Origin of the sequence: Amycolatopsis sp. NPDC049691 (assembly GCF_040675005.1) — a bacterium.
GTDB lineage: Bacteria > Actinomycetota > Actinomycetes > Mycobacteriales > Pseudonocardiaceae > Amycolatopsis.
Genome location: NZ_JBFANX010000006.1, coordinates 456927 through 481234, shown reverse-complemented (window position 1 = coordinate 481234; position 24308 = coordinate 456927). Strand labels below are relative to the sequence as shown.

Genomic DNA, 24308 nt, shown 5'->3' with positions numbered 1-24308 from the left:
GATGTTGTCGTTCAGGTGGAACTTCTCGGTCATCTGGGCGATGTAGGCCGGCGCGCACTAGGAACGTCATGACCCGCTATGTCCTGCGACGGCTGCTCCAGCTGATCCCGGTGTTCTTCGGCACCACCTTCCTCATCTACGTCCTGGTCTGGGCCGTGCCCGGCGACCCGTTCTCCGGCAAGTGCGGCCAGACCGCCTGCCCGCCGGCCTACATCGCCCAGATGACCGAGAAGTTCCACCTGAACGACAACATCTTCGTGCAGTACTTCAAGTACCTCGGGAGCCTGTTCACCGGCGACTGGGGCGAGACCTTCAACGGCACGTCCGTCGGCGAGCTGATCGCCACGTCGTACCCGATCACCCTGCGCCTGGCCGTGATCGCCGTGGTCATCGAGGCCCTCATCGGGCTGACCGCCGGCGTGCTGACCGGCCTGCGCGGCAAGGGTTTCCTCGACAACCTGGTCCTCGTCTCGACGACGTTCCTGATCTCGCTGCCGGTCTTCGTGACGGCGATCGTGCTGCAGCTCGCCCTGGGCGGCAACGGCCTCGGCCTGATCGAGGCCAGCGTGTCGGACGACCCGGGCATCGGCGAGCTGATCGTGCCCGGCCTCGCGCTCGGCAGCCTGTCGATGGCCTACGTCGCCCGGCTGGCGAGAACGAGCATCGCCGAGAACCGCCGCGCCGACTACGTGCGGACGGCGATCGCGAAGGGCCAGCCGCAGAGCCGGGTCGTGCTCGTCCACCTGCTGCGCAACTCGGTGATCCCGGTGCTGACGTTCCTCGGCACCGACCTCGGCGCCCTGATGGGCGGCGCGATCGTCACCGAAGGCGTGTTCAACATCAACGGCCTCGGCGGCCTCATCTTCCGCGGCATCCAGAACCGGGAGAGCGCGACCGTCGTCGGCGTGGTCGTCCTGCTGGTGCTGGTGTACCTGCTGATGAGCCTGATCGTCGACCTGCTGTACGCCGTTCTCGACCCGAGGATCCGCTATGACTGACCCGAACCTGGTGGGCGGCGGCGGGGCCGACGCGGCCGAGCTGTCCCGCGTCGACGACTCCGCCACCGGCCCGCAGAAACCCCGCAGCCTGTGGAGCGACGCCTGGCGCCAGCTGCGCCGCAAGCCGGCGTTCGTCGCCTCGGCCGTGATCATCCTGCTGATCGTGCTCATCGCGATCGCACCCGGGCTGTTCAGCTCGCGCGACGCGGGCTTCAGCGACCTCGCGCACGCCAACGAAGGCCCGTCCGCGGACGCCTGGTTCGGCTACGACAACCAGGGCCAGGACGTCTACGCCCGCACCATCTACGGCACGCGCGCGTCGGTGCTGGTCGGCGTGTTCGCGACGCTGCTGACCGTCCTCATCGGCTCGATCGTCGGGATCCTCGCCGGCTACTACGGCCGGATCGTGGACAGCCTGCTGTCGCGCTTCGGCGACATCTTCGCCGGCCTGCCGTTCGTGCTCGGCGCGATCGTCATCCTGACGACGTTCAACGCGCCCGGCTCGAACCCCGGCGCGGTCACCATCATCGTCCAGGTGGTCTGCTCGATCGCGGTGCTGAGCTGGCCGGTCGCCATGCGCATCATGCGGTCGGCGACGCTGGTGGCCAAGCAGCTCGACTACGTCAAGGCCGCGCGCGGCCTCGGCGCGAGCACGCCGCGGATCATCTTCCGGCACCTGCTGCCGAACACCCTGGCGCCGGTGCTCGTGTACGCGACCATCGCGCTCGGCGCGTTCATCGGCGCCGAGGCGACGCTGGCCTACCTCGGCATCGGCGTGCGCCCGCCGGTGATCTCGTGGGGTGTGATGATCAGCGACTCGCGGGACTACTTCCGCAACGACCCGCACATGCTGCTGTTCCCCGGCGCCTTCGTCACCCTGACCGTGCTGGCCTTCGTGATGCTCGGAGACGGCATCCGCGACGCGCTCGATCCGAAGTCGAGGTAGATCCTCTTGTCCGACAACGAACTCCTGCTCGAAGTAGAGGACCTGCACGTCGAGTTCCGCACGTCCGACGGCGTGGCCAACGTGCTCAACGGCGTCGGCTACTCGGTGCACGCCGGGGAAACCCTGGCCGTGCTCGGCGAATCCGGCTCCGGGAAGAGCGTCACCGCGCAGACGGTGATGGGCATCCTCGACATGCCACCGGGCGTGATCACCGCCGGTGCCGTCCGCTGGCGCGGCGAGGACCTGCTGACCGCGTCCGACGAACGCCGCCGCGAAGTGCGCGGCAGCGAGATCGCGATGATCTTCCAGGACGCGCTCTCCGCGCTGAACCCCGTGTTCACCGTGGGCTTCCAGATCGAGGAACAGCTGCGCGTGCGGCTCGGGATGTCCAAAAAGGACGCCCGGAAGCGGGCGATCGAGCTGCTCGACATCGTCCGCATCCCCGCCGCCGAGCGGCGGGTCAAGGACTACCCGCACCAGTTCTCCGGCGGCATGCGCCAGCGCGCGATGATCGCGATGTCCCTGGCCCTCGACCCGGACCTGCTCATCGCCGACGAGCCGACCACCGCCCTCGACGTCACCGTCCAGGCCCAGATCATGGACCTCTTGGCCGAGATCCAGGCCGAACGCAAGATGGGACTCGTGCTCATCACGCACGACCTCGGTGTGGTCGCCGAGGTCGCCGACCGGATCGCCGTGATGTACGCCGGCCGGATCGTCGAACAGGCCGACGTCGTCGAGCTGTTCCGCGCCCCGGCCCACCCGTACACCGCCGCGCTGATGGACTCCCTGCCCCGGCTCGACCTCAAAGGACAGACGCTGGAAACCATCAAGGGCCTGCCACCGAGCCTGCTCGACATCCCGCCGGGCTGCCCGTTCCACCCGCGCTGCAAACGGGCCGAAGCGAAGTGCGGCGAGGAAGTGCCGCCGCAGCACGGCATCGGCTTCGGCCGGACCAGCGCGTGCCACTTCGCCGAAGAGGTGGTGAACTCCCGTGCCTGAACCCATCCTTTCGGTCACCGACCTCAAGAAGTACTTCCCGGTCCGCACCGGCGTCCTGTTCAAGCGCACGATCGGCCAGGTCAAGGCCGTCGACGGCGTCTCGTTCGACCTGCTGCCGGGCGAGACGCTCGGCGTCGTCGGCGAGTCCGGCTGCGGCAAGTCCACCTTGGCCCAGGTGCTGATGCGCCTGGAAGAACCGACCGGCGGCACCGCGAAGTTCGAGGGTCGCGACATCTTTTCGCTGCGCGGCGCCGAACTGCGGAAGCTGCGGCGCGAGATCCAGATCGTGCTGCAGGACCCGTACACGTCGCTGAACCCCCGGATGACCGTCGGCGACATCGTCGGCGAGCCCTTCGAGATCCACCCCGACGTGGCGCCCAAGGGATCGCGGGCGACGAAGGTGCAGGAACTCCTGGAGGTCGTCGGGCTCAACCCCGAGCACCTCAACCGCTACCCGCACCAGTTCTCCGGCGGGCAGCGCCAGCGCATCGGCATCGCCCGGGCACTGGCCCTGCGGCCCAAGGTGATCATCTGCGACGAGCCGGTGTCCGCATTGGACGTCTCGATCCAGGCGCAGGTGATGAACCTGCTCGGGGACCTGCAGACGGAGTTCGGGCTGTCCTACGTGTTCATCGCCCACGACCTGTCCGTGGTGCGGCACCTGTCCAACCGGGTCGCGGTGATGTACCTCGGCAAGATCGTCGAGATCGGGACGGACGAGGAGATCTACGAGCGACCGTCCCACCCGTACACCCAGGCGCTGCTGTCGGCCGTGCCGGTGGCCGACCCGGCCGTGCGCGGGCAGCGGCAGGTGATCCGGCTGACCGGCGACGTGCCGAGCCCCCTGGATCCCCCGTCCGGGTGCCGGTTCCGCACGCGCTGCTGGAAGGCGCAGGACGTGTGCGCGACCGACGTCCCCCTGCTGGAGCCGCGCACCGACGGACACTTGTCAGCTTGTCACTTCGCGGAGCAGAAGTCGGTTGTTCCATAACGTACGTTTGGCCGTTGTTTGCGCAATGTCCGATCTATACGGTGCAGGAACCGCTTTCCCGAGGAGGAGAATCGTGAAGAGACCCAGGCTTCTCGCCGCGGCCATGGCCGTCCCGCTGTTCGGGGCGATCTCGGCCGTCGCGGTCCCGGTCGCGTCGGCGCAGCCCGCGCTGTCCGGCCCGGCGACCGAGTTCACCGTGCTCGCCAAGGACACGCAGAGCATCGCCACCGCCCAGCAGGCCATCAAGGCCGCCGGCGGCACCGTGCTGGAGACCAACACCGCCGTCGGCCTCATCAAGGCCAGCGCCCCGGCCACCGGGTTCACCGAGCGCGTCTCGGCGAACCGGGCCGTGTTCGGCGCGGCCAAGTCCCAGGTCATCGGCTCGCTGCCGAAGAACGGCAAGAAGGCCAAGAACGACAACGCCGAAAAGGAAGGCCGCGGCACGGCGGCTTCGGCGAAGAAGGCCGCCGCGGTCGGGATGGACCCGCTGGACGACCAGCTCTGGGGCCTCAAGTCCGTCCGCTCCGACCTTTCGCGCACCAAGCAGGCGGGCAGCAAGCAGGTCAAGGTCGGCGTCATCGACACCGGTATCGACGGCACGCACCCGGACATCGCGCCGAACTTCGACGCCGCCGACTCGCGCAACTTCACCAAGGACATCCCGTTCGACGCCAACGGCGTCGAGGTCGACGGGCCGTGCGAGTTCCGCGGCTGCGTCGATCCGGCCAACCACGACGACGGCGGCCACGGCACGCACGTCGCCGGCACCATCGCCGCCGCGGCCAACGGCTTCGGCGTCTCGGGTGTCGCGCCGAACGTGACGCTGGTGAACATCCGCGCCGGCCAGGACTCGGGCTACTTCTTCCTGCAGCCGACCGTCGACGCGCTGACCTACGCCGGCGACGCGGGCATCGACGTCGTCAACATGTCGTTCTACACCGACCCGTGGCTGTACAACTGCACGGCGAACCCGGCGGACTCGCCCGCCGAGCAGGCCGAGCAGCGCACGATCATCGAGGCGACCCAGCGCGCGCTGAACTACGCGCACCGCAAGGGCGTCACGATGGTGGTCGCGCTGGGCAACCAGCACACCGACCTCGGCGCGCCGCAGCCGGACACCACCAGCCCGGACTACCCGGCGAACGCGACGCACCCGCGCACGATCGACAACACGTCGTGCCTCAACCTGCCGGTCGAGGGCAACCACACGATCGGCGTGAGCGCGTTCGGGCCGTCGCAGGCGAAGGCGGACTACTCGAACTACGGCACCGAGCAGATTTCGGTTTCCGCGCCGGGCGGCTACTTCCGCGACGGCTTCGGCACGCCGTGGTTCCGCACGGTCGAGAACGAGATCCTCTCGACGTACCCGAAGAACGTGGGCGTCGCCGAGGGCAACATCGACGCGGCGGGCAACGTGACGCCGGCCGGCGTCGCACTGGGCATCCAGAAGGCGACGGCGGCGGACGGCCGGGTCGGCTACTACCAGTGGCTGCAGGGCACGTCGATGGCAACGCCGCACGCGACCGGCGTCGCGGCGCTGATCATTTCCCAGTACGGCAAGAAGTCGCACGGCGAGTTCGGCATGGACCCGGACAAGGTCCAGCGCGTGCTCGAGGGCACGGCGACGGAGGTCGCCTGCCCGACGCCGCGGACGGTGGACTACCTGAAGGAAGGCCGCGACGCGACGTTCACGGCGACCTGCGTGGGTGACCCGTCGTTCAACGGCTTCTACGGCCACGGCGCGGTCGACGCCTACGCGGCGGTGACCCGTGGGGCGCAGTACCTGAAGTAGGGATCCGGCGTGAACGGCCCACCTCCGGCCGGAGGTGGGCCGTTCCGCGTTCCGCCGGGCTTCTCCGGCCGGTAAACCTTTCCGTCGCTTCGCGCGTGTACGGCGGGACGAGGGAGGTCCGGTGAGCGTGAAGACGGCGGAGCAAGCGGCGGCGAACTGGCTGAAGGCCCACGGCGTCCGGGTGGCCGAGCCGGCCCCGCCGTTGACGGCGCGGCTGAGCCCCCGCTGCGGCAAGAGCGTGCCGGAGGCGGTCGGCCCCGTCGCCGCCGTGCTCACGGTGCTCGGTGCCGGCATCCTCGGCTACCAGTTCCTGCGGCTCCTGCCCGGCGTGGAACGCGCCGACCTGCCGTCCGGCGGGTACATGTCCTTGATGGCCGCCATGGTGTCGATGACGGCGTGGCTGCACCGCCGCGCCGGCGACCGGCGGGCGGCGGCGCAGCTGGGGGTCCGGCGCCTGGACCGGCCGCGGCCGCCGTGGCGGGAGGTGCTCGGCGGCTGGTACGTGACGTCGCTGGCGATCACGTTCGGCGGCGGTGCCGTCCTCGGGATCGCGCTGGCGGCCACTGGCTCGCTGTGGGGAGTCTTCTGGCTCGCCCTGCTCGCGGTCGGGGCGGTCGTGGACGCGGTGATCCTGACCGGGGTGATCCGCCGGCCGGTCCTCGCGCAGGACGAAAGCTCACTGGCGGTCGACGTCGTGACGCGGCTGGAAGACGTCCAGCTCGCCCTGCCGTCGCTCTTCGCGGTGCCGGTGGTCGTCGACGTCGTCCTCGAGCACCCGCCGGGCAAGCCCTGGCTGGTCGGCTACGTCGTGCTGGCGGTCGCGACGCACGTCGTCGCGTGGTTCGCCCAGCGCCGCCGGACCCCCGCGCTGCCCGTGGACGGCAGCTACGGCGTGCCGGCGTGAGCCGGGCGGCCGAGCGCGAGGCGGCGCTGCGCTGGCTGGCCGGCCGCGGGCAGCCCGTCGCCGCGCCGACGCCGTTCATCGACGCGCTGCTGGCCACGCGCAACCTCCGCCCGCAGAGCCTGCTGTGGCTGGTGGTGTTCGGCGTGCCGGTGGTGTTCGGCGGGATCTTCTACCTGGACTTCTTCGGCGCGAGCTGGAGCGCGCTGGTGTACCTCGGCTGCTTGGTGATCCAGCTGTCGGTGTGGCAGTCCGTCCGGTCCGCGCAGCGGCAGCTGGCGAAACGGACCCAGCCCTGGCCGGGCGCGCCCGGTCGCCCCGGCGGCTGGTTCCTCACCGCGTGCGCGCTGGCCTACGGCGGCGGTGTGGCCATCGCGGTGTCGCTGCTGCCCACCGCGCCGGCCTTCGCCACCGGACGGCTGGTCCTGCTCGGCGTCTTCGCGCTGTGCGGGCTGCTGATCCTGGTCGGCTTCCTGCGGGCGCCGGTCCTCGCCGTGGACGACGCGTCGGCCGCGGTGTACCGCGGGCTGCGGGCGGAGAACGTCCACGCGGCCTCGCCGGCCCTGGTCGCGGTGCCGCCGCTGCTGGACCTGGTCACCGAGTCCCCGCTGCCGCACGGGTACGCGCCGCTACTGGCGCTGTACGCCGCGCTGGTCGTGGCCGCCGAGCTGGTCGCGTTCGTCCGGGGCCGCCGCCCGTTGCCACCGGGGCACTACGGCGAGCCGCTGCCGCGGGGGTCCGAGGTCGACTGGTCGCCCCCGGACCCCCGCTGACGTCAGCGGTTCGACGCCTTCTTCACGAACTTCGCGAGGTCCTTCGACTGCTGCACCCGCGTCGGCTCGTGGACGTACATCATGTGCCCCGCCGGGTAGTACGCCGTGTCGATGTTGTCCCGCAGCTCCTCCGGGATCTGCAGGTGGGCCAGCACGTGCTCGGCCGCGTAGTAGGCGGTCGCGCCGTCGTAGTGGCCGAACGCCACGTGGATCCGCAGGTGCGGGTTCGCCCGCATCGCCGCGCTCACCGAGTCCACCACCGACACCGAGCGGCCCTCGAAGTCCGAGTACGACCACGCCTTGAACGTGTCCTCGTGGATGAGCTCGTACGGCAGGTCGCTGGCGTACCCGAGCTCGGCCCGCACGTAGTGGTTGAACGCCGCCGCGTACGCGCCGATCACCCGGGAGATCGACGGGTCGTCGCTCATGTGCTCGCGGCCGCCGTCCGGCTCCCACGTGGTGAAGCGGCCGTCCATCCGGCCGACCGTCAGGCCCCGGTCGCGCAGCAGCTCGGTGAAGAACCGCACGTGCTCGATCCGCAGGTTCACCCGGTCCACATAGGACTCCGTGAGGCCGGTCAGCGACGCCAGCGTGGCCACCGCCTCGGCACGATCCTGAGTGGACAATCGTGCGCCGCGCGAAAGCACGTACGGCAGGTCCTTCGCCGCGAAGTCCTCGGCGTCGGCCAGGACGTCGTCGAGCGGGCGCTCGCCGTGCAGGCCGTGGTAGTGCGCGATGGCCGCGTACGTCGGCACGTACAGCGAGTACGGCAGGTCGTTGCCCTCGGTGAACCGCAGCGTGCCGAGGTCGAGCACCGACGAGATCAGCAGCAGGCCGTTGAGGTAGAGCCCGTGCCGCTCCTGCAGGTGCGCGGCCAGCCCGGCGGCGCGCAGCGTGCCGTAGGACTCGCCGGCCAGGAACTTCGGCGACAGCCAGCGCTGGTGGCGCGACACCCAGAGCCGGATGACCTCGCCGACCGACTCGATGTCGCCCTTGAAGCTGTGGAAGTCCTTCGTCTCCTCGCCGCCCGAAACCCGCGAGTAGCCGGTCGACACCGGGTCGATGAACACCAGGTCGCTGTGCGCGAGCAGCGACTCGGGGTTGTCGGCCAGCCCGTACGGCGGCGGCACCAGGTCGTCGACGTCGCCGGAGAGCACCCGGCGCGGGCCCAGCAGGCCCATGTGGAGCCAGATGCTCGACGAGCCGGGGCCACCGTTGAAGGCGAACGTCACCGGCCGCGTGCCCGGGTCGGCGTCGTCGAGGGTGTAGGAGGTGATGAACACCTCCGCCTTCGCCTTGAAGCCCTCGGACTTGCCGTCCTTGACGATCTCCTTGCGGAGCACGATCCGGCCCGCCTTCGCCGTGTACGCGAGCTTCTTGCGCTTCACGGTGAGCGTGTGCTGGGTCGTGACGATGTCGTCGGTCGGCTCGGCCGGGATCTCGGTGGTGTCCTCGGCCTTCTTCTCGGGGGCCTCATCGGGGGTCGTGTCCGCCATGGACCCAACTTAGACGGCGGCGGCACGGGCCTGTGGCAGGGTGACTTGGTGCACACCGACGACCGGCCGCCGAGGTCCCTCGCCCAGCTCGACGCCGCCGTGTCCGAGTGCCGCGCCTGTCCCCGGCTGGTGACCTGGCGCGAGGGTGTCGCCGGCACCAAGGCGGCGTTCCGCGGTGAGGAGTACTGGGCGCGCCCGGTGCCGGGCTTCGGGCCGCCCGACGCGTCACTCGCCGTCGTCGGCCTGGCCCCCTCGGCGCACGGCGCCAACCGCACCGGCCGGATGTTCACCGGCGACCCGTCGGGCGACTTCCTCTTCCGCGTGCTCCACGAGGTCGGGTTGGCGTCGCAGCCGACGTCGACGGCCATCGGCGACGGCCTCGAGCTGTACGGCACGCGGCTCGTCTCGCCGGTGCGCTGCGCCCCGCCGGAGAACAAGCCGACCCCGGCCGAGCGCGACACGTGCCGTCCGTGGCTCGCCGAGGAGCTGGCGCTGTTACGTCCGACACTGCGCTCGATCGTGGTCCTCGGCGCGTTCGGCTGGCAGGCGTTACTGCCCGTGCTCGCCGCGGCCGGCTGGCCGGTGCCGCAGCCGCGGCCGGCGTTCGCGCACGGCGCCGTCGTCGAGCTGGGCGACCTGCGGCTTTTCGGCTGTTACCACGTGTCACCGCGGAATGTCCAGACGCACCGCGTGACCCACGCCATGGTGGCGGACGTGTTCCGCGCCGCGACCTCGGTGACAGCGCCGGACTGAATCGTTACGGAAACCGCAGCGACGCTGGTCACAGCCGGATGGGGCCCCCGAGCGAGGTCGCGGCGAAGGTGTCACCATGAGGACATGGCTGCTGCGAAGTCGAAGTCGGAACCGACTCGGATCCTCGTCCTCGGTGGTGGGTACGTCGGGCTCTACACGGCGTACGGCCTCCAGAAGATGCTCCGGGCCAACGAGGCCTCCGTGACCGTCGTTGACCCGCAGCCCCACATGACCTACGCGCCGTTCCTCCCGGAGGCCGCGGCCGGCGCGATCGAGCCCCGGCACGTGGTCGTGCCGCTGCGGCGGGTGCTGAAGCGCTGCCACGTGCTGACCGCGCGCGTCACCAAGATCGAGAACGAGAAGAAGTCCGTCACGGTCGAGGCCGCCGACGGCCACATCGAGCAGCTGGGCTACGACGTCCTGGTCGTCGCGCTCGGCGCCGTCGCGCGCATCCTCCCGATCCCGGGCCTGGTCGAGCAGGGCATCGCCTTCAAGACCATCGGCGAGGCGATCTACCTGCGCAACCACATCATGACCAAGCTCGACGAGGCGGCCAGCACGCTCGACCCCGAGCTGCGCAAGCGCCTGCTGACCTTCACGGTCGTGGGCGGCGGGTTCGCCGGCATCGAGGCGCTGGCCGAGCTCGAGGACATGACCCGGTTCGCGGTGGAGAACTACTACCCGAACATCAAGGTCTCCGACATCCGCTGGGTGCTCGTCGAGGCCGCCGGCCGGATCCTGCCCGAGGTCCGCGAGACCCTCGGCGTGTACACGGTCGAGCAGCTGGAGAAGCGCGGCATCGAGGTGTACCTGTCGACGGCGGCGAAGTCGTTCGAGAACGGCCACGTCGTGCTCTCGGACGGCACGGAGTTCGACACCGACACGATCATCTGGACCGCCGGCGTGAAGGCCAACCCGGTGCTGGCCAACTCGGACCTGCCGCTGGACAAGCGCGGCCGCCTCGAGGCGACCGCGGCGATGCAGGTCGTGGGGCACCCGGAGGTGTGGACCGCGGGCGACAACGCGGCGATCCCGGACCTCTCGCGGACCGAAGAGGACCCGACGGCGACGTGCCCGCCGAACGCGCAGCACGCGGTCCGCCAGGCGACGCTGCTGGCGAAGAACATCATCAAGGTCCTGCGCGGCGGCAAGCCGAAGGACTACTACCACAAGAACCTCGGCGCGGTGGCCAGCCTCGGCCTGCACAAGGGCGTCGCGGACGCGCTGAACCTGAAGATCAAGGGCTTCCCGGCGTGGCTCTTCCACCGCGCGTACCACCTCAAGGCGATGCCGACGTGGAACCGCCGCATCCGGATCCTGTTCGACTGGATCCTCGGCGGGCTGTTCCGGCGCGAGGTGATTTCGCTGGGGCAGATCAACAACCCCAAGGACGAGTTCGCGCGCGTCTCGAAGTCCTGACCCTCCTTTCCGGAAGCCCCTGGCCCTCGCGGCCGGGGGCTTTCGTCGTTTTCGGGGCTATTGCAGGGAAATGACCGGCTGTGTGCCGGTGAGCGACATGGTCTGGACAACTGGGCCGGTGAGCGGGTAAACCCTTTCTTCACAACGCGGAATAAGTCCGCTCCGGCTCCTCTCCCCACGGTCCCCCCTGGAGCTCACCATGTCCTTTTCCCGTGTCCTCACCGCGGCTTTGCCCGCTGTCGTGAGCGCCGCCGTCCTCGCCACGACCCCGTCGACCGCCGCCGCGGCCGGCGGCGCCTTCCCCGCCCACTACGCGGCGCCGTACCTGCAGATCAGCGACGCCGACGCCGGTCAACTGGCCGCCGACATGAACGCGACCGGCACGAAGTTCTACACGCTCGCGTTCCTGACCCCGCAGTCCGGCTGCACGCCGGTGTGGGAGGCGAACGGCACCGGCGTCGGCTCGTTCAAGTCCCAGATCAGCGCGTTGCAGGCGGCGGGCGGCAACGTGATCCCGTCGTTCGGCGGCGCCGAAGGCGGCGAGCTGGCCCAGACGTGCACGAACACGGCCGGCCTGACCGCGGCGTACGCGAACGTGGTGAACACGTACGGCACGCCCCGCCTCGACTTCGACATCGAGGGCGGCGTCCTGACCGACACGGCGTCCAACCAGCGCCGCAACTCGGCCCTGGCGGCGCTGCAGCAGCAGAACCCGGCGGTCCAGGTCGACTACACGCTGGCGGTCGACCCGACGGGAATCCCGTCGAACGAGCTGGACCTCCTGCGCGACGCGAAGAGCAAGGGCGTCAAGGTCAGCGTGGTCAACTTGATGGTGATGGACTTCTACGACGGCCAGCCGGTCCTGAGCGACGCGCTGTCGGCGGCCCGGGCATCGGCGTCGCAGCTGTCGAGCCTGTACGGGATTTCGACCTCGGCGGCGTACGCGATGATGGGCTTGACGCCGATAGCGGGCCGCAACGACGACGGCGCCCAGTTCAGCCAGTCGGACGCCCAGCAGCTGGAGACGTTCGCGGCCCAGAACGGGGTGGCGGAGCTGTCGTTCTGGGAGCTCCAGGACTACGACCGGGCAACGGGCTACGCGTACTCGCGGATCTTCAACGCGATCACGGGCGGCACGACAACGCCGCCTGCATCGAGCGGCACGATCACGGGCTACGGCGGCAAGTGCGTGGACGTGGCAGGAGCATCCACGGCGAACGGCACGACGGTGGACCTGTACACGTGCAACGGGACGAACGCCCAGCAGTGGACATCGACTTCGGGAACGCTGCGAGCGTTGGGCAAGTGCCTGGACGTGAACGCGGCGGGCACCGCGAACGGAACTCGAGTGCAGCTGTACGACTGCAATGGGACGGGTGCCCAGCAGTGGACGCACTCGGGCAACCAGCTGGTGAACCCGGCATCGGGCAAGTGCCTGGACGCAACGGGCCCGAGCTCGGCGGACGGAACACCGCTGCAGATCTGGACGTGCACGGGAGCGGCGAACCAGTCCTGGACGCTCAACTAAGTCCACAGTAGACACTGGGCCGGGTCGCTCCTGCGGCCCGGCCTAGTGTGTCTTTCGAGTGACGACGCCGCTGCACTACCATCCAAATGGCGAGGGGAGGGGCGGTGAGCCAACCGGTCGATGCGAAGTTTCCTCCGGGCAGCTTCCTGGCCGGGTTGTCCCGTACGGCGCGAACCGCTCTGCTCGAGCTGGGCGTTGCGCGGGAGTTCGGGCCAGGGAAGATCCTCCTTCGAGAGGAAGACACCAGCACGCACGTCTACTTGCTGGTCGACGGCTGCGTGAAGATCACCGGCGCCACACCCGACGGCCATCTCGCTCTGCTGGCGATCCGCGTCGGCGGCGACCTCGTCGGCGAGCTGGCGGCGATGGACGGCCAGCCTCGCGTCGCCACCGTGACCACTGCCGGCCGGTTGCGGACCCGTCTCATCACGCAAGCCGAGTTCCGCCGATTCCTCCTCGCTTTCTCGGACGTGTCACTCGCGGTCAGCGGCAGCGTCGGCGCGAAACTGAGGTGGGCCACCCGACGGCGGATCGACTTCGGCAGCCGCGAGGTGCGGATCCGGCTCGCCAGGGTGCTGCTCGAGCTCGCGACGTCGTACGGAGTTTCGGCCGGGCCGCACCTGCGGATCGGTGTGGCTCTCACCCAGCCGGAGCTCGCCGCGCTGGTTGGAGCTGCCGAACCGACGGTGCACCGCTCACTGGCCCAGTTGCGCCGCGAGGGGATCGTCGAGACCGGCTACCGCCGGGTCTGCGTCTGCGACCGGGTCCGGCTCGCGGTCATCGCCGACGGCTGAGTGGGCTCACGGAAGAACCGCCGCGATCACCAGGACCAGAGCGCTCGCGAAGAGCGCGCACGTACCGGCCAGCGCAGACCGCACGTGGTGGTGCTTGCGCATCGCCAAGGCTGCCAGCAGCCGGATCAACTCGTGCGCTTGTTCGCGTTGCGCCGCTCGTCTGGTGACGGCCGTTCCGGCGGCTACGCTCGGGAAGGCGAACTGATTCTCGCTGGAGGGGGCGGCCGTTCGCGGCCGGATCGCCAGGAATACGTGCAGCGACGCGTAGGCGTAGGCCAGTGCGAAGCAGATCAAGGCACCGACCAGGACTAGCCGCGGCACCGAGCCGGATCGGGCGCTTCCCAGGAAGCCGGCTTGAGCGGCTACGAGTGCGGTGATCATGGTCTGCACGGCCACCACGGTGCGGGCTTTCTCGTCGGCGTGCTGGACCGCGCCCTGGAAGAAGGTCACCGTTGTCAAAGCGGTGGCCACCTCGTCCGCGATCCCGCCGTGCCCTCCGGTCAGGCCGGCTGGTGTTCTCTTCCGCGTCACGCCCATGGTTCTCCTTCCCGGTCATCTTCGATCGTCGCCGCCCTGAGCCGTGGGTATCCCATCGCGCGACGGCTTTGAGAGGCCGGAAACCACTTCTTCCCGAACGGGAAAGCCGTCTTCTGACGTGGTGCGCGTGGTCGTCGTGTGGCAACGGTGGAGCGCGGCGCACACGCTCGAGGAGGGGAGTGGAGCTGAACCAGAAGTCGTGGCCGATGGGTAGCTTGCTCGGCCGTATGTCTACCAGGACCCGTGACGGTTTTCTCGAACTGGGCACAGCCGTGACCTACGGCGCGCGCCAGCAGGTCATCCGGCAAGGCGAGGAAAGCCATCACGTGCTGGTGGTTCTCGAGGGGACCATGAAGGTGTTCGTCGACACGGAGTTCGGCCGTCCGGTCCTGCTGGGCCTGCGCGGACGGGGTGATCTGCTCGGCGAGATGTCGGTGCTGGAGGGCAGGCGCCGGTCAGCCAACGTGACGACCTGCACCGCGGCCCACGTCAGACTGGTCAAGAGCGCGCAGCTGAAGAATTTCCTGGACCGCAACCCGGACGCGTGGGCCGCGATGGCGGCTTCGCTCAGTTCGCGGCTGCACTGGGCGAACAGCCGACGGGCCGAGTTCGTCGCCTGCCCGGCCCCGATGCGGGTCGGCCGTGTGCTCGCCGATATCGCCGGCAGACACGGCGTCCGTACGCCGGAGGGCTGGGACCTCGACGTGGCGCTCACCCAGACGGAAGTCGCGTCGCTGGCCGGAGTGGCGCTGGCGACGTTCGAAAAGGCCCTGCAGCTGTTGCACCGGTCGGGCCTGGTCCGCCGGGAATATCGACGGATCGTAGTCGACGATCTCGAGAGGCTGGCCCGGTTCGGGGTGCCCAACCGGCGAAACCCGTATCAATACGGGGTCGGCGACGCGGATGTGGCTCAGAGTTAGGGAATCGAAACGCAGATCGATCTTCCGGAGGAGGCCGCGTTGCCGGAATACACCGAGTTCTCGCGGGCGCTGCTGCTGGCCGTCGACATGTGGCGCTATGGGGCCCGGGACGGGTGGCAGCAGGCTGAGCTGCAACAAGTGCTGTCAGAGATGGTTTCGGCCGCGGCCGCGGTGGCCGGACTCGATCAAGCGGCGTGGGAAGTGCAGGACGGTGGTGACGGCTTCTTCGCCCGCGTCGCCGACAGCGCTGCCGAGCCCGCGCTGGTGGGCCCGTTCGTCCGGGAGCTCGACGCTCGCCTCGGGCGGTTCAACTACGTCCGGCGGCTGGAAACACGCTTGCGGTTGCGCATTTCGATGCACCACGGTGGATCCGTGCCGGCCGCTCACGGCCACGCGTCGGACGGACCGGTCCACGTCAACCGCCTTCTGAACGCGGAACAGGCGCGAGCTGTATTGGCCGAGTTGCCCGAGGCCAACCTCGTCCAAATCGTTTCACAGCCGATCTTCGAAGGCTGTGTGCGGCAACGTCTCACCGAGGTCTCCGAAGCCGAATTCTCGCGGATCCGGGTAGACCTCCCGGCCAAGGAGTTCTCGGCGGATGCGTGGATCCGCGTACCGGGGGTGCCGGCCGCGACGGTATCCGGCCTCACCGGCGGTCCCGGGACGCTGGTCGTCAGCCTCCACCCCCTGACGCCCGTGCGCAACAGCTCGGACTTCGTCGGACAGGTCCTGGCTCGCGCTTGCGTCGCGGCGGCGGTCACGTTGCCCGGTGACTTCGACGAAGGAGTACCGCCATTCACCCTGTCCCTGGCCGAAAGCGACGGCGACCGGGTGCTGGGGGTGTGGCTGCACCACCTGAAGCAGGCGCTCCAGGCGCACGACGCGGATCTGCGGATCGTGGTCGGGGTGGCTTTCGGCCCCAGCCCGGTGGCTGCACGAGAGCTGGCGAGCGGGAACGTGGCTGGGGGCTACCTGTCCGGTATCGACGGGAGTCCCCTCGTCGTGGTGGTGTCCGACGACGTCCACTGGCGGATCATCGCGGGTTCCACCGCGCGCATGGTCATGCCGGACAGCTACCGGCCGCTGGGCACCGAACCGGAATCCTGGCTGCGCGTTCCGGGGTACTCCGTGCCGCCGGATCCGGCTCCGCCACGGCGCGATGCGCCGACTGCCCCTCGGTTCGGGGTCGTACACGGACCGGCGTCGAACTTCGAAGGGGGGACTTTCAACGCCCCCATCGTCGTCGGGTCGTGGCACAACTACGGGGAGCCAGGACGATGAGCGAAGGTTCCGCGGGCACGCCGCCGCCTCAGTCGCCGGCACCCAGCCCTGCCCCGGTAGCGAAGTCCACGGGGCCGTCCGAGGGCGGCGGCTCGCCGAAGGGGGCTGCGCAAACGGGAAGCGCGCAGAGACGCGGTGCGACGCAGAAGACCGGTTCCGACAGCGAAAAAGACCGGCTCGACGACGAGACACGAGGCGTAAACCAAGCGCTGCGCCAAGGAGACCGCTTCTTCTCGACGAAGTACTCGCAACACGGGCCCAGCGCCTACTTGCACCAGCCGATGGTCACCGACCTGCAGGTCGGTGACCGGATCCAGATCTACGCCGGGCAGGAGATCTCCCGTCGCTCCGGATCTGTGCGCAAAGACGTGCTGTCCTGGGTCCGGGCCCGTTACCTGCCCGCCGACGACCACGACGACATGCGCGAGGTGCTCAAGCAACGCAGGGTCATTCTCCTTCGGGGGCAACCGGGCACCGGACGCGCCACCACGGCGTTGCATCTCCTGGACCGGGTGGCCGAAAGCCGGGTGTTCCGGTTCCGGTGTGGCAAGACCGTCAAGTCGCTCACCGGCGCCGAGTTCCCCGAAAAGAACGCCGGGTATGTGACCAGACTGCCCCGCCAGGTGAGTGGCGCCCTCACCGAAGACAGCCTCGACGAGCTTCGCGACCGGCTCGAGAAAGCGTCGTCGTTCTGTGTGCTGGTCGCGGAGGGGGACGCCCGGTTCCTCGACGTTTTCGGAGGTTACGCGTTCGACCACCGGCCGCCGGACCCCGCCGCTTTGCTCGCCAAGCACATCGAGCACGAGGTCCGGCCCGATGATCCGCCCGACCTCGAAGATCGTCTGAAGGCCCTTCGCGCAGAGCGGTGGGTCGCGGACGCCCTGGGACCCTGCCCGCGGCCCCTCGAGTCCATGCGGATGGCGACACTGCTCGTGCAGCACGCCCGGGGCGAACTCACCCGGGAGGACGTCGAGGGTGAGGCCGCCCAGGCGGTGCACCGCCAAGTGGGGAACTGGTTCGCCGCCTTGCAGGGGATGGCACCCGGCGCCGAACTCGACGAAGCTCTTCGGCTGTGCGCCTTCCGCGTCGCATTGGCGGTGCTGAACGATTCGCCGTACAACCTGGTGGCGGAAGCGGCTGAGATCCTGGGCTCCAAGCTGGTCAACGCCACGGGCAAAGACGACAAGCGCCGGGTGTCCCTGTTCGCCGATGACCAGGGCAGCCGGCTGCCGGCCTTGCGAGCGGGGATCTTCGACGGTTACGCCACGTTCGGTCGCGAGAAGGTGCCCATGCCGCTGCTGCGCTTCCACGACCCACGGTACCCGACGGCCATCCTCGACCACGTGTGGTCGAACCACCACCGGATGCGGGACTCCCTCAACGAATGGCTGACGAAGCTGGGTGAGGACGACCGCCCGATGATGTGGGTTCGCGCCGCGCAGGCCACCGGCTACCTCTGCCGGAAGGACTTCGTCTACGTCTACACGAAGATGATCAGGCCACGAGCCGTTGAAGGCGAACGGGGTTGGCTGCTGGGCAGCCGCCGCCTGTCGCCGGCGATCGCGCTGGACCAGGCCGCTCAGGACGACGACCTCCGGCCGGCCATCATCGAGAGACTGCAGGACTGGCGTCGATCCGCCTACCGCCCGCTTCGCTGGACGGCCGCGGCGACGTACGGGTTTTCGCTGGGACGCCGTCGCATCGACGAAACACTCGAAGAGCTGAGGGTGCTGGGAACCCCGTCGGAAATCCGGGAGCCGCTGGAAGAAGGCGACGACTGGGACGTCATCTGGATCTCCGGCTACAGCGTCGCGAAGCTACTGGCGTTCGGCAAGGTCACTGAGGTCCTCGCGTGCCTCCGGCGGTGGATCGGCAGCGATCGAAGCAGTCTCCGGCGGCTGGCGTTGCGAAGCCTCCAGCATCTGACCGACCTTTACGGGTTCGAACTCGATCACCTCGAGATGGCCACCCAGGACGACCGGCCCGTGCTTCGGCCCGGAGCCGAGCAATGGCCGTTGCTGCTTACCTTGCATTCGCAGGACCCGAGCCTCACGAAGCCGATCGCCGAGCTGCTCCGCGAATCGTTGCGGGCACGCGAGGGCGACGTGCTGGCCCGGCATTTCCTCGCCCGGTGGATCCGCTGCGCGGAACAGGACGAGGTGCTGCTGGACACCCTTGCCGGGTTCCTGGCCGAGCTCGTGGGACGGCGAGGTGACGCGGAACGCCTGCTCCACCTGATCGGCCGGCTGACGAATGACTGGGCCGACCCGCTGCAACCCGGCGTGGCGGCTCGGCTTACCACTGCGATCAAAGGCCGGACCGAAATGAAGGTGGTCGTATGACCGACGAAAAAGCGACCGAGGAAACCGACCCGAAGGACGAGGAACAAGCGGAAACTCCGGACAAGACCGAGCCGGCTTTGCCGAACTCGAGTGCGCAAGGTGGTGCACCGACGGTGCGCACCCTCGACGGTTCCGCCTATGCGCCCATCCTGGACAACGAGCGCGTGGGCCGACTCGGGTTCATGCGGAACAGGACGCCGGTCCGGCCCTGGGTGGCTCGGGTGTTCGTCCAGGCGGACGGCCGGATGACGGTGTTCGACCGGCACAAGCAACCGACCGCTGGCGAGCTCTTCTGGGGCGGGTTCCGTTCGGTCTTCGAGGTCGACCTTTCCCTGCGGCGGCTCTCGTTGGAGATCGCGTTGCCGAGCAAGGGAGACGCCTTCGTCTTCCGCGCGGAGGCGGATATCCAGTGGCGGGTCAAGGATCCCGAACTGGTCGTGGCTGAAGGGCTCAGGGACGTCCGGCCCGTGCTCGTACCGCCCTTGCTCGCCGGGCTGCGGCAGGCGAGCCGTGCCCTGGAGGCGTCGGACGTCGAGGCCGCGGAGCAGGCGGTCAACACGCAATTTCCGACCGACTGGCTGTCGGAGGACTTCGGGCTGTGGACGAACGTGCTGATCCGGCTCCGGATGGACGAGCAGAAGGAGCGCAACGTGCGGCTGAAGTCCGAAGTAGCGGCCTTCAAGGTGCTCATCAAGGACGGCGATCTCGATCAGTTCGCGCTGCAGCTGGCGCAGAACCCGAAGGACGTGGAGCCGGTGGTGCGCGCGCTCGTCCAGGAGCGGGACACGCACCGCCGGGAGGTCTTCGACTTCATCACGCGGCTCATCGAGTCCGACGCGCTCGACCGCTGGCAGATCGACGACCAGGTCCGGATCGTGATGCAGTGGATGCAGACGTCGATCAACCGGGTTTTGACCGGCACGGACGCCGCGCGGCAGCTCAGCTTCGAGGACCGGACGACCGAGCCCTCCCGGAACGGCTCGGCGAGCCACGCGAGCGGTGCGTGATGTGGCCGCTGCTCCCGCAAGCGTTGCCGGGCCTGGCGGTGGTCGTCGCGATGGCCTGCCTGGTCGTCCGGTTCGTCGTACCGGTGGCGCTGAGAACGTTGGTCGAGCCGGCCCGCGATGTGGTGACGTTGCTGGCGGCGCTCCTGGTACTGCCGGAGTACTGGGTCAGCCGGGCCCACCGGCGCGCCGGCGGGACACCACCTCACCTGGCCTACCTCTACGGACACGGCGTGACCCGGCTGGCATGGCTGGGCGACCGGGGTGTCGTCTTGACGCTCCGATCCCTGGCGAGGGCCGCGGTTGCGGTCCACCCATTGGTGGTGGGACTGGTGGCGGCGGCGTGGAAACTCGCGCTATCGGTCTGAGCCCCGCGCCGAACCAGTCCTCCGCTGGATGTGTGCATCACCTAGAGTGTGCGGTGCCCCCGTAGCCCAATCGGCAGAGGCAGTCGACTTAAAATCGACGCAGTGCGGGTTCGAGTCCCGTCGGGGGCACCACCACCCTGGATTCCGGCTCAGGCGACGCCGTCCTGTACCGGATAGTGGATGACGACCGCGCCGCCGGTGGCGTAGTTCGCGACGTCCGCGGACACCTCCCGGCCCTCCGGAGACTCCCTCGCCGCCTTCATCGCCTCAGCGTCCGCGAACTCGGCTTCGAAAATCGCGAAGTATGGCGTCTCTCCCCGCGTTGCCGCCACGTCGAAGCTGTAGCGCCACGCCAGCAGGCCCGGCATGCGCGCGACCAGCGGCAGGTGCTTGGTCACGTAGTACTCGCGGAAGTGCTCGGGATTGGCGGGCTCGGGGTACAGGACCACCAGTTTGTGCATGAAACCTCCGTTCAGCGGCGACGGCTCAGGCCGATCCGACGTCCGGCCCGGTCGTGCCTCCATAGGTCGCGATCTTGTACTCCGTCGCCGCGAGGGACAAGGTCAGCTCGCGGATTCGGCGACGGATCGTGTCGCGGTGCTCGATGAGCATGTCGAGGCGCTCGGGCACCGTGTCGTCGCCCGCGTCCACGAGGGCGATGTAGTGCTGCAGGTCGCGCATCGGCATTCCCGACAGCCGCATCCGGGTCAGGAAGATCAGGCGCCGGACCGCTTCGGCGTCGTACACGCGGTATCCGTTGCTGTCCCGGCCTACTTCGACCAGCCCCGCTCGTTCGTAGTAGCGCAGCGTGTGCGGGGAGAGGTCGAGCATGTCGGCGATCTCGGCGATCGTCATCGGCCCGTCCGCCGAGGTGGCGTCGGTGAGCCGGTGGATGGCCTCGACCGACAGCTCGTCGTCGTCGCCGAGCATCGCCAGTGCCCGGGCCATCAGTTCGTCCGTGGCCATGCCGTCCAGCCTAGATCGGCCGGGCCGACGGCGGGACGTCGGTGAAGTCGGCGCTGCGGGCGGTTTCGGCCCACCGCTCGACGCCTTCGAGGTCGCGCCGGTAGGCCCGGGTGAGCCGCTCGACGGCCTCGCTGCCCAGCGGCAGCCGCAGCGGCACGTCGTCGCCGTGGACGAGGGAGACGATGATGTCCGCGGCGCGCGCCGGGTCGCCTTCCTGGGCGCCGTCGGCGCCGGCCATGTCGGCGCGGACGGCCGAGAGGACGTCGCGGTAGGTCTCCGACGGCTCCGCGAACTCCAGCACGTCGGCGCCGTTGAACCCGGTCCGGAACCGGCTCGGCTCCACGAGCATCACGCGGATCCCGAACCGCCCGACCTCCCCGGCGAGGGACTCCGACCAGCCTTCGAGGGCGAACTTCGACGCCGAATACGCGGCCACGCCGGGGAACGACTGCCGTCCTCCCTGGCTGCTCATCTGCACGATCGTCCCGGACCCGCGTTCGCGCATCCCGGGCAGCGCGGCGCGGACGAGGGCGGCCGGGCCGAACAGGTGCAGGTCCATCAGCTCACGCAGCTGCGCGTCGCTCACTTCCTCGACGGCGCCGACCACCGCGCGGCCGGCGTTGTTGACCAGGACGTCGAGCTGTCCGAAGTGGTCGTTGGTGTCCTTCACCAGGTCCGCGGCCGCGGTGGTGTCGCGGGCGTCGAACTTCACGACCAGGCAGCGGTCCGGGTACTCGGCCTCCAGGTCGAACACGCCTTCGGGCCGGCGTACCGCGGCCACCACGTTGTCGCCCGCCGAGAGTGCCGATTCCGCCAGTGCGCGTCCGAAGCCGCGGGTCGCGCCGGTGATGATCCAGGTCTGTGTCATGGCGGCGACGCTATGGCTTCGAGCGCGCTCGAACGCAAGCCCGACCTGATGCGGGAAGATGGCCGGCATGACCTTGCCTGCCCTGCCCGACGAGTCCTTCCGGCGCGTCCTCTGCGTGGTCGCCCACCCCGACGACATGGAGTACGGCACCTCCGCGGCCGTCGCGAAGTGGACGTCTCGCGGCGTCGACGTCGGCTATCTGCTGCTCACCCGCGGCGAGGCCGGCATGCCGAACCCGCCCGAGGAGACGGCTCGCCTGCGGGTCGCCGAGCAGCGGGCCGCCTGCGACGTCGTCGGCGTGGAACACCTGACCGTTCTCGAGCACCCGGACGGCGTGCTCGTCTACGGCCTCGATCTGCGCCGGGACATCTGCCGGGAGATCCGCCGCTTCAAGCCCGACGTCGTCTACGGCACCGGGTACGCCGTCGAGACGCCCTACGGCTTCGACCAGGCCGACCACCGCGCGGCCGGGCTGGCGACGCTCGACGCGATCCGGGACGCGGGCAACCGGTGGGTCTTCCCCGAGCAGATCGACGACGAGGGGCTCGAACCGCACACCGTGCGCTGGTACCTCACGACGGGCGTCACGGATGCAACCCACGGCGTCGACGTCACCGGCGAGCCGCTGCGGCGGGGCGTCGCCTCGCTCGAGGCGCACGCCGCCTACCTGGCCGCGCTCCCGGACCACCCCGCCCCCGCGGACTTCATCCCGAAGTTCTCCGCCATGAGCGGCAAGGCCATGGGCGTCGAGCACGCCGTCCTGTTCCGCGCCTACGACCTGCAGGCCCCGCCGGAACTGCCCACCGACCCGGAAGCCGGGTGAATCCTTTCGCGCTGCGGGCGTCTCTTATGAGGTGACAGGAGAACGCCGGGAAGGGAGAAGCAGCGTGGGCTGGGCGAACGAGCAGCTGATCAAAGCCGCGCAGGACGGGGACCTGGAGTCGCTCACCGCGGTGGTGCGGGACGCGCACCCGCACGTGCGCCGCTTCGCCGAGCACCTCTGCGCGTCACCGCAGGATGCCGAGGACGCGGCGCAAGAGGCGTTGATCGTTCTCTACCGCAAGATCGGGACCTTGCGGGCCTCGGCGGCGCTGGCGTCGTGGATGTTCCGGATCGTCCGGAACGAGTGCCTGCGCCGCCTGCGGCGGGCGTTCGACCAGGACCCCGGCGGCGCGGCCGCGCTCGACCTCGTCGCGTCGGCCGAAGACGAAGTCCTCGGGCGGCTGGAAGCCGAGCGGGTCGCGGAGCTGATCCGGGCCTTGCCCGACGTCACGCGCCGCGTGCTGATCATGCGCGACGTACTGGGTTATCCGGGACGGGCGGTTGCCGACGCGCTCGGGCTGAGCACCCCGGCGATGAAGTCCCACCTGCACCGGGGCCGCACCACGCTGCGCGGCCGCGCCTGATCGCCCTCTCACTTCGGCTCGAAGGGAAATCCCGCCATGCTCGAACCCGGCTCGCCCGCGCCCTCGATGGTGCTCGAAGACACCGCCGGGCAGGACGTCCGCCTGCCCGGCCACCAGGGCGCGGTGCTGCTCTACTTCATGCGGTCGACGTCGTGCCCGATCTGCAACCGGCACGTCCAGGACCTCGTCGCGAGCAGTGCCGAATGGGCCGGCGTCCGCGTGCTGATCGCCGTGCCCGAGGACCGCGAGCACGCGGCGGCGTGGAAGGCCAGGCGCCGGATCCCGTTCCCCGTGCTCACCGGCCGCCGCGACAGCCCGCACGAGCTGATCGGGCTGAGCCGCAAGGTGTTCGGGGCGATGCAGCAGTCCGGCAGCGTCCTGATCGACGCCCACGGCGTCGTCCGCCACGCCCATGGCGCCACTTTGCCCACGAACAGCTACGACAGGACGGGCATCGCCGCGGCCGTCGCGGCACTCGGCGCCCCGGCCTGAGCCCTTAGGCTTCCGGCTGCCCGGGCATGCGGAGTTCGTCGGAAGGCCGGAAGACAAAGTGAAGAGACGTCGTCGGGTGGCCGGTGGCGGTGCGGGAACGTCGCCGCGGAACCGTCAGGACCGGCTCATGGTGCTCATGCACGAGTACAACGCGGCACGGATGGAGCAGCTCCAGAGCCGTACCACCCAGAACTCGATGATGACCGCGGCGGTGGCGGCGACCGCCGCGGTCTTCGCCGCGCTGCTGTCCACCTGGTCGAACGCCGGTTTGCGGATCGGCATCCTGAGTGCGGCTCCGCTGTTCATCGTGATCCTGTGGAGCGTTCGGCTCGCTGAGATCATGCGGATCGGGCGGACGTCGGAATTCCTCCTCGAACTCGAACGACTAGTCAACGCGGAGGTCGCCGGCGGCCGGCGTACGGCCGATCCGCGCGGGCTCGACCCGGCGAACGCGTTGCACTGGGAAAGCTGGCTCCGGGGAAAGAACAGGTGGCGGATCGCGTTCCGGACCGGAAGCAGCTACCTTCTGACGTCGGTGCTCCTGCTCGGCACGGCCTTCACCGGCACCGTCCTGGCTGTCGTCTACTCGCTCGCGGATGCCCGCGCCGGCGGCGGGCTGAGGGTGTTCACCTGCCTGGCCTCCGCGCTCTGGATCGGCGTGTTCACCTACTCGGCAAGGTGGTTCCGGCACCCCGTGGTCCGGAACCGGACCGAGCTGGTGACCTGAACGC

Annotated in this window: 25 protein-coding genes and 1 tRNA gene; 21 read left to right on the top strand and 5 right to left on the bottom strand. The window is 69.6% G+C overall.

Going from position 1 to position 24308, the window contains the following annotated elements:
- Window positions 1–68: 68 nt before the first annotated feature.
- The 7 genes from AB0J40_RS17390 to AB0J40_RS17360 all read left to right on the top strand — a co-directional run bounded on the left by AB0J40_RS17390 (window position 69) and on the right by AB0J40_RS17360 (window position 7403).
- Complete coding sequence (locus AB0J40_RS17390) at window positions 69–998, top strand: ABC transporter permease (RefSeq protein WP_364453647.1); 930 nt, start codon at window positions 69–71, stop codon at window positions 996–998.
- Entirely contained in the window at window positions 991–1944 is a 954-nt protein-coding gene (locus AB0J40_RS17385) for an ABC transporter permease (protein WP_364453644.1), read from the top strand. Before AB0J40_RS17390 ends, AB0J40_RS17385 begins: the two co-directional genes overlap by 8 nt.
- Window positions 1945–1950: 6 nt before the next feature.
- A complete protein-coding gene (locus tag AB0J40_RS17380) occupies window positions 1951–2946 on the top strand; it encodes an ABC transporter ATP-binding protein (RefSeq protein WP_364453642.1) in 996 nt (331 codons plus the stop codon).
- Window positions 2939–3937, top strand: coding sequence for a dipeptide ABC transporter ATP-binding protein (locus AB0J40_RS17375; protein WP_364453639.1), 999 nt, complete (start codon window positions 2939–2941; stop codon window positions 3935–3937). Before AB0J40_RS17380 ends, AB0J40_RS17375 begins: the two co-directional genes overlap by 8 nt.
- A 103-nt stretch (window positions 3938–4040) precedes the next feature.
- Complete coding sequence (locus AB0J40_RS17370) at window positions 4041–5729, top strand: S8 family serine peptidase (protein WP_364453706.1); 1689 nt, start codon at window positions 4041–4043, stop codon at window positions 5727–5729.
- 121 nt (window positions 5730–5850) lie between these two features.
- On the top strand, window positions 5851–6633 hold the full coding sequence (locus AB0J40_RS17365) for a hypothetical protein (RefSeq protein ID WP_364453636.1): 783 nt from the start codon (window positions 5851–5853) through the stop codon (window positions 6631–6633).
- Window positions 6630–7403, top strand: coding sequence for a hypothetical protein (locus AB0J40_RS17360; RefSeq protein WP_364453633.1), 774 nt, complete (start codon window positions 6630–6632; stop codon window positions 7401–7403). Before AB0J40_RS17365 ends, AB0J40_RS17360 begins: the two co-directional genes overlap by 4 nt.
- 2 nt (window positions 7404–7405) lie before the next feature.
- Here AB0J40_RS17360 and AB0J40_RS17355 read toward each other — a convergent pair whose 3' ends face one another.
- A complete protein-coding gene (locus AB0J40_RS17355) occupies window positions 7406–8899 on the bottom strand; it encodes a peptidase S10 (RefSeq protein ID WP_364453630.1) in 1494 nt (497 codons plus the stop codon).
- Window positions 8900–8947: 48 nt separating this feature from the next.
- Here AB0J40_RS17355 and AB0J40_RS17350 point away from each other — a divergent pair, with 48 nt between their 5' ends.
- The 4 genes from AB0J40_RS17350 (at window position 8948) to AB0J40_RS17335 (ending at window position 13393) form a co-directional block, all read left to right on the top strand.
- Entirely contained in the window at window positions 8948–9652 is a 705-nt protein-coding gene (locus AB0J40_RS17350) for a uracil-DNA glycosylase (protein ID WP_364453627.1), read from the top strand.
- 84 nt (window positions 9653–9736) lie between these two features.
- The gene (locus AB0J40_RS17345; protein ID WP_364453625.1) at window positions 9737–11071 is read left to right on the top strand and encodes an NAD(P)/FAD-dependent oxidoreductase; all 1335 of its coding nucleotides are present in this window, start codon (window positions 9737–9739) and stop codon (window positions 11069–11071) included.
- 199 nt (window positions 11072–11270) lie between these two features.
- The gene (locus AB0J40_RS17340; protein ID WP_364453622.1) at window positions 11271–12599 is read left to right on the top strand and encodes a ricin-type beta-trefoil lectin domain protein; all 1329 of its coding nucleotides are present in this window, start codon (window positions 11271–11273) and stop codon (window positions 12597–12599) included.
- A gap of 104 nt (window positions 12600–12703) precedes the next feature.
- Window positions 12704–13393, top strand: coding sequence for a Crp/Fnr family transcriptional regulator (locus AB0J40_RS17335; protein ID WP_364453619.1), 690 nt, complete (start codon window positions 12704–12706; stop codon window positions 13391–13393).
- 6 nt (window positions 13394–13399) lie between these two features.
- Here AB0J40_RS17335 and AB0J40_RS17330 read toward each other — a convergent pair whose 3' ends face one another.
- A complete protein-coding gene (locus tag AB0J40_RS17330) occupies window positions 13400–13930 on the bottom strand; it encodes a hypothetical protein (protein WP_364453617.1) in 531 nt (176 codons plus the stop codon).
- Window positions 13931–14109: 179 nt separating this feature from the next.
- Here AB0J40_RS17330 and AB0J40_RS17325 point away from each other — a divergent pair, with 179 nt between their 5' ends.
- From AB0J40_RS17325 to AB0J40_RS17300, 6 genes are all read left to right on the top strand, one after another.
- The gene (locus tag AB0J40_RS17325; protein ID WP_364453614.1) at window positions 14110–14850 is read left to right on the top strand and encodes a Crp/Fnr family transcriptional regulator; all 741 of its coding nucleotides are present in this window, start codon (window positions 14110–14112) and stop codon (window positions 14848–14850) included.
- A 39-nt stretch (window positions 14851–14889) separates the two neighbouring features.
- Window positions 14890–16131: a hypothetical protein gene (locus AB0J40_RS17320; protein ID WP_364453611.1), complete on the top strand. Its 1242-nt coding sequence runs from the start codon at window positions 14890–14892 to the stop codon at window positions 16129–16131.
- On the top strand, window positions 16128–18473 hold the full coding sequence (locus AB0J40_RS17315; RefSeq protein ID WP_364453608.1) for a hypothetical protein: 2346 nt from the start codon (window positions 16128–16130) through the stop codon (window positions 18471–18473). Before AB0J40_RS17320 ends, AB0J40_RS17315 begins: the two co-directional genes overlap by 4 nt.
- The gene (locus tag AB0J40_RS17310; protein WP_364453605.1) at window positions 18470–19480 is read left to right on the top strand and encodes a hypothetical protein; all 1011 of its coding nucleotides are present in this window, start codon (window positions 18470–18472) and stop codon (window positions 19478–19480) included. The genes AB0J40_RS17315 and AB0J40_RS17310 overlap by 4 nt, the downstream gene beginning before the upstream one ends.
- A complete protein-coding gene (locus tag AB0J40_RS17305) occupies window positions 19480–19845 on the top strand; it encodes a hypothetical protein (protein ID WP_364453602.1) in 366 nt (121 codons plus the stop codon). Before AB0J40_RS17310 ends, AB0J40_RS17305 begins: the two co-directional genes overlap by 1 nt.
- A gap of 55 nt (window positions 19846–19900) precedes the next feature.
- Window positions 19901–19977, top strand: a tRNA-Leu gene (locus tag AB0J40_RS17300).
- Between the two features lie 17 nt (window positions 19978–19994).
- On the opposite strand, the gene AB0J40_RS17295 is transcribed toward AB0J40_RS17300, so the two are convergent.
- The 3 genes from AB0J40_RS17295 to AB0J40_RS17285 are packed head-to-tail and all read right to left on the bottom strand — an operon-like array spanning window position 19995 to window position 21679.
- Window positions 19995–20306: an EthD family reductase gene (locus AB0J40_RS17295; protein WP_364453601.1), complete on the bottom strand. Its 312-nt coding sequence runs from the start codon at window positions 20304–20306 to the stop codon at window positions 19995–19997.
- A gap of 25 nt (window positions 20307–20331) precedes the next feature.
- On the bottom strand, window positions 20332–20811 hold the full coding sequence (locus AB0J40_RS17290; protein WP_364453598.1) for a MerR family transcriptional regulator: 480 nt from the start codon (window positions 20809–20811) through the stop codon (window positions 20332–20334).
- A 10-nt stretch (window positions 20812–20821) separates the two neighbouring features.
- Window positions 20822–21679: an SDR family NAD(P)-dependent oxidoreductase gene (locus tag AB0J40_RS17285; RefSeq protein WP_364453596.1), complete on the bottom strand. Its 858-nt coding sequence runs from the start codon at window positions 21677–21679 to the stop codon at window positions 20822–20824.
- Between the two features lie 67 nt (window positions 21680–21746).
- Between AB0J40_RS17285 and AB0J40_RS17280 the strand changes: the two genes are divergently transcribed.
- The 4 genes from AB0J40_RS17280 (at window position 21747) to AB0J40_RS17265 (ending at window position 24304) form a co-directional block, all read left to right on the top strand.
- Window positions 21747–22502 (top strand): PIG-L deacetylase family protein, encoded by a 756-nt coding sequence (locus AB0J40_RS17280; RefSeq protein WP_364453594.1) that lies wholly within the window; start codon window positions 21747–21749, stop codon window positions 22500–22502.
- A gap of 64 nt (window positions 22503–22566) precedes the next feature.
- On the top strand, window positions 22567–23085 hold the full coding sequence (locus tag AB0J40_RS17275) for an RNA polymerase sigma factor (RefSeq protein ID WP_364453592.1): 519 nt from the start codon (window positions 22567–22569) through the stop codon (window positions 23083–23085).
- Between the two features lie 36 nt (window positions 23086–23121).
- Window positions 23122–23577 carry a redoxin domain-containing protein gene (locus AB0J40_RS17270; RefSeq protein WP_364453590.1) on the top strand — a complete coding sequence of 152 codons (456 nt, stop codon included), beginning with the start codon at window positions 23122–23124 and terminating at the stop codon, window positions 23575–23577.
- A 127-nt stretch (window positions 23578–23704) separates the two neighbouring features.
- A complete protein-coding gene (locus tag AB0J40_RS17265) occupies window positions 23705–24304 on the top strand; it encodes a hypothetical protein (RefSeq protein WP_364453587.1) in 600 nt (199 codons plus the stop codon).
- The last annotated feature ends 4 nt before the right edge of the window (window positions 24305–24308 follow it).

Bases quoted from the DNA above. Each gene is read 5' to 3' on its own strand.
- AB0J40_RS17285 (WP_364453596.1), bottom strand. From the start codon at position 21,679: ATGACACAGACCTGGATCATCACCGGCGCGACCCGCGGCTTCGGACGC.
- AB0J40_RS17345 (WP_364453625.1), top strand. From the start codon at position 9,737: ATGGCTGCTGCGAAGTCGAAGTCGGAACCGACTCGGATCCTCGTCCTC.
- AB0J40_RS17385 (WP_364453644.1), top strand. From the start codon at position 991: ATGACTGACCCGAACCTGGTGGGCGGCGGCGGGGCCGACGCGGCCGAG.
- AB0J40_RS17310 (WP_364453605.1), top strand. From the start codon at position 18,470: ATGACCGACGAAAAAGCGACCGAGGAAACCGACCCGAAGGACGAGGAA.
- AB0J40_RS17265 (WP_364453587.1), top strand. From the start codon at position 23,705: ATGGTGCTCATGCACGAGTACAACGCGGCACGGATGGAGCAGCTCCAG.
- AB0J40_RS17280 (WP_364453594.1), top strand. From the start codon at position 21,747: ATGACCTTGCCTGCCCTGCCCGACGAGTCCTTCCGGCGCGTCCTCTGC.
- AB0J40_RS17330 (WP_364453617.1), bottom strand. From the start codon at position 13,930: ATGGGCGTGACGCGGAAGAGAACACCAGCCGGCCTGACCGGAGGGCAC.
- AB0J40_RS17340 (WP_364453622.1), top strand. From the start codon at position 11,271: ATGTCCTTTTCCCGTGTCCTCACCGCGGCTTTGCCCGCTGTCGTGAGC.
- AB0J40_RS17295 (WP_364453601.1), bottom strand. From the start codon at position 20,306: ATGCACAAACTGGTGGTCCTGTACCCCGAGCCCGCCAATCCCGAGCAC.
- AB0J40_RS17355 (WP_364453630.1), bottom strand. From the start codon at position 8,899: ATGGCGGACACGACCCCCGATGAGGCCCCCGAGAAGAAGGCCGAGGAC.
- AB0J40_RS17390 (WP_364453647.1), top strand. From the start codon at position 69: ATGACCCGCTATGTCCTGCGACGGCTGCTCCAGCTGATCCCGGTGTTC.
- AB0J40_RS17290 (WP_364453598.1), bottom strand. From the start codon at position 20,811: ATGGCCACGGACGAACTGATGGCCCGGGCACTGGCGATGCTCGGCGAC.
- AB0J40_RS17305 (WP_364453602.1), top strand. From the start codon at position 19,480: ATGTGGCCGCTGCTCCCGCAAGCGTTGCCGGGCCTGGCGGTGGTCGTC.
- AB0J40_RS17270 (WP_364453590.1), top strand. From the start codon at position 23,122: ATGCTCGAACCCGGCTCGCCCGCGCCCTCGATGGTGCTCGAAGACACC.
- AB0J40_RS17315 (WP_364453608.1), top strand. From the start codon at position 16,128: ATGAGCGAAGGTTCCGCGGGCACGCCGCCGCCTCAGTCGCCGGCACCC.
- AB0J40_RS17370 (WP_364453706.1), top strand. From the start codon at position 4,041: ATGGCCGTCCCGCTGTTCGGGGCGATCTCGGCCGTCGCGGTCCCGGTC.